6 protein-coding genes are annotated in these 12,968 nt (G+C 53.6%); 5 read left to right on the top strand and 1 reads right to left on the bottom strand.

Annotated features, from left to right (window positions below):
- The first annotated feature begins 7 nt into the window (after positions 1-7).
- From EYB48_RS03775 to EYB48_RS03755, 5 genes are all read left to right on the top strand, one after another.
- Positions 8-220, top strand: a complete 213-nt coding sequence (locus tag EYB48_RS03775; protein WP_162018980.1) for an MbtH family protein — start codon at positions 8-10, stop codon at positions 218-220.
- 10 nt (positions 221-230) lie between these two features.
- Entirely contained in the window at positions 231-7,751 is a 7,521-nt protein-coding gene (locus EYB48_RS03770; RefSeq protein WP_162018979.1) for an amino acid adenylation domain-containing protein, read from the top strand.
- A gap of 87 nt (positions 7,752-7,838) precedes the next feature.
- Positions 7,839-9,077: an enterobactin transporter EntS gene (gene entS, locus EYB48_RS03765; RefSeq protein WP_162018978.1), complete on the top strand. Its 1,239-nt coding sequence runs from the start codon at positions 7,839-7,841 to the stop codon at positions 9,075-9,077.
- Positions 9,078-9,401: 324 nt separating this feature from the next.
- Positions 9,402-10,385, top strand: a complete 984-nt coding sequence (gene phnD / locus EYB48_RS03760; RefSeq protein WP_162018977.1) for a phosphate/phosphite/phosphonate ABC transporter substrate-binding protein — start codon at positions 9,402-9,404, stop codon at positions 10,383-10,385.
- Between the two features lie 274 nt (positions 10,386-10,659).
- On the top strand, positions 10,660-11,004 hold the full coding sequence (locus EYB48_RS03755; RefSeq protein WP_162018976.1) for a hypothetical protein: 345 nt from the start codon (positions 10,660-10,662) through the stop codon (positions 11,002-11,004).
- A 111-nt stretch (positions 11,005-11,115) separates the two neighbouring features.
- On the opposite strand, the gene EYB48_RS03750 is transcribed toward EYB48_RS03755, so the two are convergent.
- Complete coding sequence (locus EYB48_RS03750; protein WP_162018975.1) at positions 11,116-12,798, bottom strand: methyl-accepting chemotaxis protein; 1,683 nt, start codon at positions 12,796-12,798, stop codon at positions 11,116-11,118.
- Positions 12,799-12,968: the final 170 nt, after the last annotated feature.

The following is a 12,968-nucleotide window of genomic DNA, read 5'->3' as shown; positions in this document are numbered from 1 at the left end:
TCTCATCATGAGTCACGATAACTACCTCAATCCTTTTGACGACGAACAATTGCAATTCAGTGTGCTGGTCAATGCGCGCAAGGAATACAGTTTATGGCCAGTGTTTGCGGCACAGCCTGTTGGTTGGGACTGTGCATTTGGCCCTGCCTCTCGCAAGGAATGTCTGGACTATATAACGCTGCATTGGACCAGCATTAATCCTTTCAGTAACGCAGCCTGAGGAGCGCAGCATGCAACAGCTATCCGCACTGCCTGAGCTGCAGATTTCCAATGACAGCCAGTTCCGGGATGTTCCGTTAACCGGCACCCAGCAAGGTATCTGGCTGGCTGATCAGGTATCTGAGCGTAAAAATCTTTATGTGATATCGCATTACATCGCCCTGGATGCGGCCGTGCAGATCAATGTCTTGCAACAGGCAATACGGCAGGGTCTGGCTGAAGCCGATACCGTCACGGCGGTCTATTCCGTCTCAGATGCGCAGTTACCGCTGCAACGCATACGGCAGGGCGGCAATGCAGACGATATCCCTGCGCCGGAAGTCTATGATTTTCGCAACCTGAACGACAGTAAGGCACAGGCCTTGCAATGGATGTGGGCGGATACGCAGGCCGACCTGATTGCAGATGGGACGCAGCCTTTGTACCGGCAAGCGCTGTTCATGGTGAACGATGGCGCTAAGGCTGAAGTGTTGTGGTATCAGCGCTACCATCACATCATGCTGGATGGGTATAGTTTTACTGCGCTGACACGCCGTATTGCAGCGATTTACAGTGCGCTGCTCAGCGCAAATCCTGACGCGTTGTCAGCTTCACCCTTCATCGCAGTCGATGCCGTCATCGCTGAAAATGCGGCTTATCAGCAATCAGCCCAATTCGAAACGGACCGCGCATTCTGGCAAGCATACTGCAGCGATTTGCCGGTACCGCTGAGTCTGTCCCGTCATCCTGGCGCTATGCAGGGTACCGCGGATCTGGTGCTGCATCAGATCCGCTTACCAGCACCGCTGCTGACTGCCCTACGGACGCTGAGTGCCAGTCAGCATGCCAGACTGACGCTGGCGGATCTCTTGCATGGCTTGTTGGCGATGTATCTGTACCGTATGACCGGACAGGCGCAGCAAAGCATAGGTGTGCCGTGGATGCGCCGTATGGGTTCGGTCGCGATCGATGCTGTCGCACCGGTAGTCAATGTCCTGCCCTTAAAGTTGCAGATGCATGCGGCGATGAGCTGGCTGGATGTGGCGGCTCAGGTCAGAAAGGCGATGGCTCAGGTACGTAAGCACCAGCGTTACGATGCAGAGCGCATACAGCGTGATTTGGGATTGGTCGGTTCAGCGCAAAAGCTGTATGGCGCGCTGATCAATTACAAGATGTTTGACTACAGGCTGGACTTTGCCGGTATGACTGGTGTCACCCATCACCTCGCGACGGGGCCGATAGATGATATTGAGTTTGGCATTGTCATGCACGAAGAGCAGCTGACGCTGGAATTACGCGCCGACAGTGCACGCTACCGGCATCAGGACTTATGCACTCATGCAAACCGCATACTTCAATTGCTGGAAAACTGCCTGCAAGCACCGGATAGCGCACTTGCCCGTATCAGTTTGCTGACTGCCCAGGATCAGTCGAATCTGGCCATATATTCGCAAGGTCCAGTCATTGCGCATCCTGCAAATACAGCAAATACGGCGGATACCTCAGAGCCGGAACAGTCGGCACAGCTGTGCAGTATCGCTGAAATTTTCTTCCGCCAGGCAGCGCAAACACCGCAAGCTATCGCATTGATTTGCGGCGATCAGCGTCTGACTTTTGCCGAACTGGCGATGCAGGTGGCACGCCTGACCCGTCTGTTGCAACAGCATGGTGCTGGCCGTGGCAAGGTGGTAGCCGTAGCGCTACCCCGTTGTGCCGATGCACTGATTGCCATGCTGGCTGTCTTATCTTCCGGTGCCAGCTACTTGCCGCTGGATCTGGACTATCCATCAGAACGCATTGCGCTGATGTGTGAAGATGCCTGTCCTTTGCTGGTGCTGAGCCAGTGTGCAGTGGCGACGGAATTACCTGCCGCTATTCCAAGGCTGGATCTGGATAGTGCTGCGCTGCGCGCTTCGCTGGCCGCGCTGCCCGGCCATGCCATCTGCTTCAGCCGCGACAGCAGGCTTGCTGCGGACGATGTCGCCTACATTATTTTTACCTCAGGCAGTACCGGCAGACCCAAGGGCGTGATGAATACGCACGGCGCTTTGCTGAATTTATTTCTGTCCCATCAGCCCAGTGTGTATCAGCCAGCGATGGATGCCGTGCGGCGTACCAGCCCGGGCCGGATGCTACGCGCGGCGCATACGCATTCGTTTTCTTTCGATTCATCCTGGCTGCAGATATTCTGGATTTTGCATGGACAAGAGCTGATCGTGTTCGATGAAGAAGTCAGGCGGGATGCGTATCAACTGGTGCAGGAAGTCGATCGCTGGCAGATAGACGCGATGGATTTGCCGCCATCCTTTCTGGCGCAAATGCTGAACAATGGTTTGATGGCGGAGGGGCGTCACGCGCTGACGCTGATACTGATCGGTGGTGAAGCCGCACCCGCTGCTTTGTGGCAGCAATTGCGCGCTTTCCCACATTTGCAGGCGCATAACATGTATGGACCCACCGAATACACGGTGGATACCTTGCGTGCACCGCTCGCTGCCAGTGAATCGCCGGTCATCGGACGGCCGATAGGCAATACCACCGTGTACGTGCTGGATGCTTGTCTGCAGCCGGTACCGTCAGGCGTGGTGGGTGAATTGTATTTGTCCGGACAGGGGCTGGCGCAGGGCTATCTGGCACGTGCTGATTTAAGCGCGACCCGCTTCGTCGCGAATCCATTTGTTCAGCCAGCAGTGGGGACGGCAAATACAGGTGCACGCATGTACCGCAGCGGCGATCTGGTGCGCTGGAATGAAGCCGGGTATCTGGAGTTCATAGGCCGCGCCGATGATCAGATCAAGGTGCGCGGCTACCGGGTGGAAATCGGTGAAGTGGAAAATGCCTTGTCGCTGTTGCCCGGTGTGGAAAGCGCGGTGGTGCTTGCAGAGTCCGTCAATCATAGTCATCGTCTGATCGCGTATTGTGTGGTGCCTGATACTGACATGGCTGAACATGCTCAACATAGCGCAGACCGGGATGCGATCCGCAGTCAGATCAGCCAGAACCTGTTAAGTGAGCTGCGCAGCAGCTTACCTGATTATATGGTGCCATCTGCTCTCGTCGTGCTGCCTGAATTTCCGCGCAATGTCAGCGGCAAAGTCGACAGAAAGCGGCTGCCTTCGCCAAACACACACATGCACTTGCTGAGCAGCGACAGCGCTGCCACTAGCGAGCAGGAAAAGCTGCTCTGCCAATTGATGGCTAAGGTGTTGAAGTTACCACACGCTGGTGTCGATGACGATTTCTTTGCCTTAGGGGGCGACAGTATCTCTGCCATTATCCTGTGCTCAGAACTGCGTCAGGCCGGTTTTGAACTGCGTCCCAGCGCCGTGTTTTCACAACGAACTCCACGTCATATGGCAGATAAACTGGGCGCTGTGCGTAGTAGCCAAGCTGCTCCTGAACTGAGCCGGAATACCTGGGCTTTACCGGCTCAGCAACTGGCGGATTTGCAGCAGCGTTATGGCGGGTTTGCCGATGCAGTTCCTGTGTTACCACTGCAAAAAGGGATGCTGTTCCATGCACAGATAGGGGATCAGGCCAGCAGTTACAACGCCTACACACGGCTGCATTTCACGGGTGTGATGGATGGCGCCCGTTTGCATCGTGCGCTGAACGCCACCTTGTCGCGCTATCCGCAGTTAGGCGGTTTGTTTGATATGGAAACGGGCGATGAGCCGGTATTCCTGCTTCCTGAGGAAGGGACAGCAGCAGCCAGCACCTGGCCCTGGCAGGAAATAGATTTGTCCGGTATCAGTGAAGCAGAGCAGACGCTGCAACTGAGCGCAATAGAGCAGCGGCTGCTGCAGCGTCATCACACCGGCACGGAATTTGGTGGTCTGATACAGGCGGCATTGGTCCATCTGCATGCCAGTCAACATGTACTGATACTGGTGATACACCATTTGGTGATCGATGGCTGGTCTACACCGCTAATACTGCGCGATGTGTTTGAGGCTTATCGCCATCAACTGCCACAACTGCCTGCATTGCAAACCAGTTACGCATCGCTGATGCGGCAACTGACGCAGCGTGATATGCAGGCCAGCAGGGAAAAATGGCGCGCCAGTTTGCAGCAAGTGCAGCCCACGCTCTTGTTTGAACAGGTGAAGCCGCAGGCGCAGGTCGATGAGTGCCTGGTCCGGCTGCCTGCAGAGTTGACACAGCAATTGATGATGCAGCTCAGACAGCGTGGCCTGACCTTGAATGTGCTGATGCAAGGCATCTGGGCCATGGTATTGAGCAGCCTGGCCGGACGCGATGAAGTGGTGTTTGGCAGCCCGGTAGCAGGGCGCAGCGCATCCATTCATGGCATAGACGAACAGGTAGGCTTATTCCTGAATACCTTGCCGGTCCGGGTGACCTTACAAGCCCATCGTTCTCTGTGGGAGCAATTGCCAGCGTTGCAGCAACAGCATAGTGAGCTGATGGAACATGATGGCCTGGGACTGGCGGAAATCCTGCGCATCGCCGCTGAAGCCGGAGCGGGCGGCAGTGGTATTCCTCATACCGGAAACCGGAATTTGTTTGATACTTTGCTGGTAGTGGAAAACTACCCTGATCATGCTTATCTCACACAAGAGCTGGATGGGCGTGAGGGTAATAGTTTGACAGTCAGTGAGATCCACAATCGTGGCTACAGCCATTATCCGCTGGCGCTGCTGGTGATTCCCGGTGAGGAGTTACAGCTGCTGGTAGAAAACCGGGGCGCGTTAAAAGATGGCGCTGCCCTGGCGCAGCGTGTGCTCATGCTGCTGCGTAGCTTGTTGGCGCAGCCGGATTTACCGTTGTCGCGCTTTACCTTACAAACCGCACAGGAAATCGCCTGGCTACAGCAGATCAATGCCACACAACATGCGCTGGCACCGGCGACGCTGCGCAGTGCGCTGGCGGCGCAAGCCTTGCGTTCGCCGCAGACAATTGCGCTGGTCGATGCACAGCATCAGTTGTCCTATGCAGAAACGCGGTATCAGGTCATGAGCCTGGCCTGGGACATGTTGCGCGCCGGTGTGCAGCCCGGTGATATTGTCGCCATCGCTTTGCCGCGCTCGGTACAGCTGAGCATCGCTATCATGGCGGTGATTGAAGCCGGAGCCGCTTACTTGCCGCTGGATACCGGCTATCCAGATGAGCGTCTGGCCTATATGCTGGACAATGCATCGGCCCGGCTGCTGATCACGGACAGCGCATGCCATCCGCGCTTCGCGACGATGAAGTATGCAGCCCAGATACTGGTGTTTGATCAGCTCGCGGCCATCACGGAGCCGTCTGCACTTCCAGCCATCGAGCTGGCGCTGACACCCGCGCATCCGGCTTACCTCATTTATACCTCAGGCACCACAGGAAAACCCAAAGGCGTACTGGTGTCGCACCAGGCCATCATCAACCGGCTGGAATGGATGCAGCACGCTTATCAGCTCAGTGCAGACGATGTGGTATTGCAAAAGACGCCCTGCAGTTTTGATGTGTCAGTCTGGGAGTTTTTCTGGCCGCTGATGGTCGGCGCACGCTTAGTGATGGCGGCGCCGGATGCCCATCGCGACCCGGCCATGCTGCTGCGTAGCATAGAGCAGCATGGCGTCACTTGTATGCATTTTGTACCCTCTATGCTGGCCATGTTTGTCCGTGCCGTTCAGGACTTGCATGGGGCGGATCAGCAGCAGCCAAAAGCCCTTGCTGGCAATCTGCGGCTGGTGTTCTGTAGCGGTGAAGCGCTTAGCAAGAGCCTGGCGCAGGAATTTGCGCACTGCTTCAACGCTGGCTTACACAATTTGTATGGCCCGACCGAAGCCGCAGTGGATGTGACTTACCGGCCTGCCTGTGGCGATCTGGGTGAGGGCGGGGCAGGCGTGCCTATCGGACGGCCAGTCTGGAATACGCAGTTACGGGTGTTGGATCAGTATCTGCGCCCAGTGCCGCCTGGGTGTCAGGGCGAACTGTATTTATGCGGGGATCAGCTCGCCATGGGCTACCTGGGCCGGGCCGATCTGAGTGCCAGCCGCTTCGTGGCCGACCCCTATGCTGACCAGCTTGACGGCGGGCAGCGTATGTATCGCACAGGTGACGTGGTGCGCTGGCTGGACAGCGGTGAAATTGAATACCTGGGACGTGCTGATGATCAGATCAAAATCCGTGGGCTACGCATAGAACTGGGTGAAATTGAATCCCTGTTACTGGCCTTGCCAGATGTGGGCGCAGCGGTGGTGCATGCCATCACACTCAACAATACGTCGTCCGCCGTGAGCAATGAAGATCATCGACAACTGGTCGCTTATCTGGTGATGGCGCAAGGTGCTGAACTGGACAGTCTGCGCATACAGACCTATTTGCAGCAACACTTGCCAGTTCATATGGTGCCGGTGGCTTTTGTCGCACTGCCCCAGCTTCCCTTAAGTGCGAATGGTAAATTAGACCGTAAAGCCTTACCGCAGCCAGCGTCTGCGCGTACCGCTACAGCCACAGATCAGACGCGCCAGGGCAGCTTACCGGCACCTGGTCTGGAGACGCGTCTGGCGCAAATTTTTGCCAGCGTGTTGCATCTGGATCAGGTCTGCGCCGATGAAAATTTCTTCCATATCGGTGGCCATTCGCTACTCGCGATGCGTCTGGCATCAGAGATACGCCGGAACTTGCAGCGCCCGGTCAGTGTTGGTCAGATCATGACTGCACCGACCGTGGCAAAGCTGGCCGCTCAATTGAATCAGGATGTGATGCTGAATGATTTCGGTAGCCAGGGCTTCGATCATCTGCTGTATCTGCGCGAAGCGCAGGGAACGCCTTTGTTTTGCTTCTATCCGGGCTCAGGTTTTGCGTGGCAATACAGTGTGTTGTCCCGTTATCTGAACAGTGGGCAAGCCATCATCGGTTTGCAATCGCCACGTCCCGGCGGCCTGATTGCCAGCAGCCCAACGATGCAAGCACTGATTGATGCTCAGCTCGACATCATACGCAAGGTGCAGGTGCAAGGACCCTATTTCCTGCTCGGCTATTCTCTGGGTGGCACCGTGGCGTATGGGGTGGCGGCCAGATTACGCGCGCTGGGAGAAACAGTCAGTTTCCTTGGGTTGCTGGATACCTATCCGGCCGAAGTCCATGACTGGTCTGATCCTCAGGGGGCTGAAGCGGCGATGGGTGCCGAGCGCGAGCAAACGCTATTACTGAACGAGGCCTACGCCGGTCAGGCAGAGGCAGCAGAGGATGCCTTGTTACGGCAGGAAAAAGAAGCCATGCTGGGCCAGATTTTCGCCAATTACAAAGATGCGGTGAGGCTGTTGTCTGGTACGCAGACGCCGCTCTGCGACGCTGCAGTTACCCTGTTTGTGGCTGAGCAATCGCTGCCCGCCTACATCCAGCCGGAAAGCAGCTGGCAGCCTTATGTACAGCAGTTGCAGGTACATCGACTGTCTGGCTGTTCACATGAAAATATCCTGTCGCCTGCCTCACTGGAAACGCTGGGGCCGCTGCTGGATCAATTGCTGACAGCGGCTTTACGCAATCCTGCCCAAGCTGTGCCTGGTATTGAATCCGGTCCGGCAAAAACAGTGCATTCAATATGACAGCCATTCTCAGGAATGAAGCGAAACCGCGCTGCAGATTTTTTCTTCAGTCCTGATTTTTAACCGTTCAGAAATACAGACATGAAGATGACTTCTCTTTTCCTTGATTTTGGTCTGCTCAAGCGCAATCCGGCTTTTTGCAGTGTGTTCATTGCACGCACGATTTCCCTGCTCGGTCTGGGCATGTTATCGGTGGCGATACCCATGCAGATTTATGCATTGACGAATGATACTTTCCATGTGGCGCTGGCCATGGCGCTGGAAGGTACGGGCATGTTTGTTGGTCTGCTGCTGGGCGGAGTCTTGGCGGACCGGTATGAGCGCAAACAGCTGATCTTGTTCGCACGTGCGGTGTGTGGGCTGGGCTTCCTGGGGCTGGCGATCAATACCTGGCTGCCAGCGCCTTCGTTATGGGTGATCTATCTGTTGTCGGTATGGGATGGTTTTTTTGGTGCGCTTGGTGTCACCGCACTGATGGCTTGTATGCCGTTTATCGTGGGGCGCGAAAACATACTGCAGGCGCGTGCCATCAGTATGGTGACGGTCAGGCTGGCTACTGTGATTTCACCCGCTCTGGGCGGTATCATCATCGCTGCCAGCGATGTAGGCTGGAATTATCTGATCGCCGCGCTGGGGACCGCTTGCACCTTGCTGCCTTTGTTACGCTTGCCCGTCATGCAGCCACAGTGTGATGATAGCCAACATCCTCTGCAGGCACTGGCCGACGGTTTCCGCTTCATGATCAGCAATACTGTGGTCGCCAGTGCCACCTTGATCGGCACTCTGGTGACACTGACCACGGCAATCCGCGTACTGTTCCCGGCTTTGGCGGAATCGGCTTTCAATGGCGCAGCGTTTGAAGTCGGCCTGATGTACTCGGCTGTGCCGCTGGGCGCGACACTAGGCGCTGTCATCAGCGGCTGGGCACATCAGCTCAGGCGTCCGGGGCTGGTCATGATGCTGGTCAGTCTGGCGGCTTTTCTGGTGATGATTTTATTGGGCGTAAACCGCAGTTTTATTGGTGCTTTGTTGTTGCTGGCTCTGTTCGGTTATCTGGTTTCCATCGCCTCCTTGCTGCAATACGCTTTAGTGCAGAACTACACACCGGATCAGTATCTTGGGCGCATCAATGGATTGTGGTCAGCCCAGGATGCTGCAGGGGATTCGCTGGGTACAGTTGGTATCGGCGTGCTCGGAAAATTTATGTCGTCCTTAGGCAGCGTTTTGGTTTTCGGTAGTGCCGCGATGGGACTGGGGCTGTGTATGTTGGGTATTTTTAAAACCCTGCGTCAGGCCGCCATGGTGGCCGAAGCGGCTGAGTCGTAGCAGCCGCTGAATGTGGTTTTTAGACTGGTTTGGACTGCTGGTCAGCGCAGGAATCCAAGGGTTTCTGTGCTGAGCTTCATTAGCTGGAAAACAGCATCTTCTTCCATGGAAAATTTGCTGTGACGCAATAAATGGTATAATTCTGCATAAAAATTCATCATCACAGGCGGAAAATTGTCATATCAGCCCCCTGTCTCAGAATCACCGTCGATCTCATTTGTAAGATCAACGCCATGACGATGTCAGGGCTGCGCTGTTGTCGCTTCTTGTATTGACGATAAAGCAAACTACACTTCTCTTAATTCATTTCTCAGTGAGTCTACTATGTCTATCAAAAAATTTGGCCTGGCCCTGATGCTCAGCCAGACCCTGTTGTCAGTCGCGGTGGCGGCTGAAAAATTAACCGTGGGGCTGATTGCACCGACCAATCCTGAAGATACCCGCAAACGCTGGCAGCCTTTGTTGGACGACCTGGCCAAGAGCACAGGCATGGAAGTGCAGGCGCAGATTTCAACGAACTACAAAGATATTCTGGATGGCTTTAAGAACAATACGGTACAGGTAGCCTGGCTTAGCAGCAAAGTGGCACTCGAAGCGGTAGAAGGCGGTAAGGCCAGTGTGTTTGCGCAAATGATTAAGTCGGATGGCTCACGTGGTTATACCTCGGTGCTGATTGTTCCTGCTGCCAGCCCTATCCGTAGTTTTGATCAAATTGCGGCCAAGCCCGGTACTTACCGCTTTGCCGATGGTGATCCGAATTCGACTTCCGGTCATTTGGTGCCTGCATATTATCTGTTCTCGAAAAACAAGGTTGAACCTGCCAAAGTGTTTAAACAAGTCATCGTCGGCAATCACCAGGCTAACCTGGCTTCTATTTTGCGCGGCGAAGTGGATGTGGCGACTTTCAATTCGGAAGAAATGGACAGACTGAAGAAAGAAGCACCGGATAAATTGAAGAAGATCCGTGTCATCTGGACCTCGCCACTGGTGCCAAATGATCCGATTTTGTATAAAAAAGATATGTCAGCGGCCAGCAAAAGCCGTATTGACGATTTTTTCCTGAACTACGGTAAAGGGAAAAATCCGGCCCAGCGCGAGACTTTGAAGAATATTCTGAATTTGTCCGGCTTCCAGCGTTCGAATGACGCACAGTTAAAACCGATTGCTGATCTGGCGTTGTTCAGTATTTTGCGTACCAATATGAATGATACGACGCTGACCAATGAGCAAAAACAAAAGAAATTTGACGAGGTGAGTGCGCGTTTCGGTAAGCTCAGCTTTATTCTGGAGTCTGCCCGCCTGAATTAATGACGGTTTGCTGCATGCCCGTGCGAACGGGAAAACTAGCCTGTCCGGCACCAGGACAGGCTTTTTTTTTGTAAAAAAAATACTGATCCTGACAAAAGTATCTATTTATATTAAAAATATGACATTTATTTGATGAAAAATCGGATTTTTTTGAAATTTTTTTGGTTTGTGTAACTTTCTTTGTCAACCTGTACGCCGGATGCCACGTTTCTGTAGATAAATAGTCTTTGCCCATACTGGATTAGCGCGAAGACGCTACTCAAGGAGTCTGAAAATGATCTACGAAATTCTGGTTCGTGCTGCTGAAAGCAAAAAGATGACATCTGATCATCTGATTTGGATAGAAAGTGATTTGCCATCCCGCTCCTTTGAAAAATGGTTGCGTGACCGTGCCTTGCTCGATACCAGTGCTCAATCGCCGGTGGTACGCTGGAGTATCGTGCAGACGCAGCGCCCAGCCCATTTCAAGCTGGCCACTCAGGCAAAAGCATTAAAAACCCGGATTTCGGAATTGATGAGCGGTATGCCAGAAGTGTTGGCGGTACCTGATGCATCGAAAGCATTGAGTGCCTTCCGTTTGAAAGCAAAAACACCGGAACTGGCTGGCGCTTATCTCTGAGTCGCTGTAGTCTGTACAAAACAAAAAGGAGCCGTTGGCTCCTTTTTTGTTGTTGCTTTAACCTGCTAATGCAGGTTAAAGCAGGGATGAAGCAGAGGATAACGAGATAGCTTAAAACTCTTCCCAATCCTGTTCATTACTTTTCCGGGCGGCAGGACGGCTTAACTGCGCTGGACGGATCAGCGGGCTTTTTGCAGTATGGCTGGTACGCGCTGGCGCTGGACGCGGTGCAGGTGCATTGCTTGCAGGATTTTGGTTTGTGACGCGGAATTGCTCGACCACGTGCGACAGTTTTTCAGACTGATCGCGCATACTTTCGGCGGCAGCAGCTGCTTGTTCTACCAGTGCTGCGTTTTGTTGCGTCATTTCATCCATCTGATTGATGGCAAGATTGACTTGCTCAATGCCGGAACTTTGTTCCTGGCTGGCAGAGCTGATCTCGGCCATGATATCGGCCACATGCTGCACGCTATTGACAATATCTGCCATGGTTTTACCAGCAGTGTCTACTAACTTACTGCCGTGTTCGACTTTGCCCACGGAGTCATCAATGAGCGCTTTGATTTCTTTCGCAGCAGATGCACTGCGCTGTGCCAGGTTGCGCACTTCGGATGCCACCACCGCAAAACCACGGCCCTGTTCACCGGCACGCGCCGCTTCAACAGCCGCGTTCAGCGCCAGAATATTGGTCTGGAAAGCGATACCGTCGATGACCGCAATGATATCCACGATCTTGTTTGAGCTTTCTTTGATCGAACCCATAGTTTCAACGACTTGCCCGACCACTTCACCACCCTTAACGGCAACACCGCTGGCGGAAACCACCAATTGATTTGCCTGGCGCGCATTGTCAGCATTTTGTTTCACGGTCGAAGTCAGTTCTTCCATTGAGGAGGCAGTTTCTTCCAGTGAGCTGGCCTGATTTTCTGTACGCGAAGACAAGTCAGCATTGCCAGAGGCGATTTCCGAGGCGGCCACATTGATCGCCTGTGTGCCTTCTCTGACGTCGGCAATCACGTGGCTGAGACCGGCACTGATGCCATTGATGGCATTCATCAACATACCGATTTCATCGCTGCGTGTGACTTCTATATGATCGCGCAGATCGCCTTGTGCCATTTTCTGCGCAACTTCTGTTGCTTCATGCAGAGGCCGGGTAATGGAATTCGTCATCAGCCAGGCGCAGATGATCGCAAACAGTGAGGATAACAATATCAACACAATCAGTAAGATGCGGCTATTTTCATAGCTTTTTTGAATGTCTGCTGCGGTTTCATCAATTTGCAGACGCTGCTCTTTCAGGATTTCTTCGACTTTTTTGACGTAGGCAGTGGAAGTCGGTACGAATTTCTGCTCGAGCAAGGCATTCGCTTCGTCAGCCTGGCCTTCTTTTTTGAGGGCAACGATCTTATTTCTCGCTGCCAGATAGGCTTCGCGTAATTCGCTGACTTCTTTCAGCAGTTTTTGCTCTTTATCTGTCTCCATTCTGAGCGTAATTTCTTTGAGCAATTCCGCGGAGGTTCTTGAGGATTCAGCCTGGTCTGCTTCAAAGAAAGTCGCCAGCGATGGATCGCTGCTCTTGGCGATTGCTGCAGTTCTGCGTATACCTGTGTGAATATTACGGTACCAGTCGCTCATCAGACGTTCAGTAGCGAGAGGTTCCTGCAACAAGGTTCGGGTAGCTGAGGCAACGGAATTAAGTTGCGTCAGGCCAACCAAGGTAGAGCAGATCGATAACAACAGGATCAGGGCAAAGCCCAGACCCAGTCGTTTACCAACGGAAAGTTGTTTCATGAGGTTATTCATAATCAAATTGGGACACGCGAAATTTTTGGGGGGAAGGAACTTTCAACGCTGCGCAAATTTGAAAAATTCCCACAGTGCAACATTATAAGTGCTACATAAGTGTGCATAGATGAAAGCTATTCACTTATTTAGTGCAGGTATAACTCAACTAGCATAAC

The sequence above is a fragment of the Cognatundibacterium crateris genome, from assembly GCF_010078235.1.
Classification (GTDB): Bacteria; Pseudomonadota; Gammaproteobacteria; order Burkholderiales; family Burkholderiaceae_D; genus Undibacterium; species Undibacterium crateris.
Note: the sequence above shows the minus strand (reverse complement) of the source record. Positions and strands in the feature narration are given on the sequence as shown.

What these genes read in the sequence shown, in the direction of transcription:
- phnD (WP_162018977.1), top strand. Translation starts at nt 9,402, where the DNA reads ATGTCTATCAAAAAATTTGGCCTGGCCCTGATGCTCAGCCAGACCCTG.
- EYB48_RS03750 (WP_162018975.1), bottom strand. Translation starts at nt 12,798, where the DNA reads ATGAAACAACTTTCCGTTGGTAAACGACTGGGTCTGGGCTTTGCCCTG.
- EYB48_RS03770 (WP_162018979.1), top strand. Translation starts at nt 231, where the DNA reads ATGCAACAGCTATCCGCACTGCCTGAGCTGCAGATTTCCAATGACAGC.
- entS (WP_162018978.1), top strand. Translation starts at nt 7,839, where the DNA reads ATGACTTCTCTTTTCCTTGATTTTGGTCTGCTCAAGCGCAATCCGGCT.
- EYB48_RS03775 (WP_162018980.1), top strand. Translation starts at nt 8, where the DNA reads ATGAGTCACGATAACTACCTCAATCCTTTTGACGACGAACAATTGCAA.
- EYB48_RS03755 (WP_162018976.1), top strand. Translation starts at nt 10,660, where the DNA reads ATGATCTACGAAATTCTGGTTCGTGCTGCTGAAAGCAAAAAGATGACA.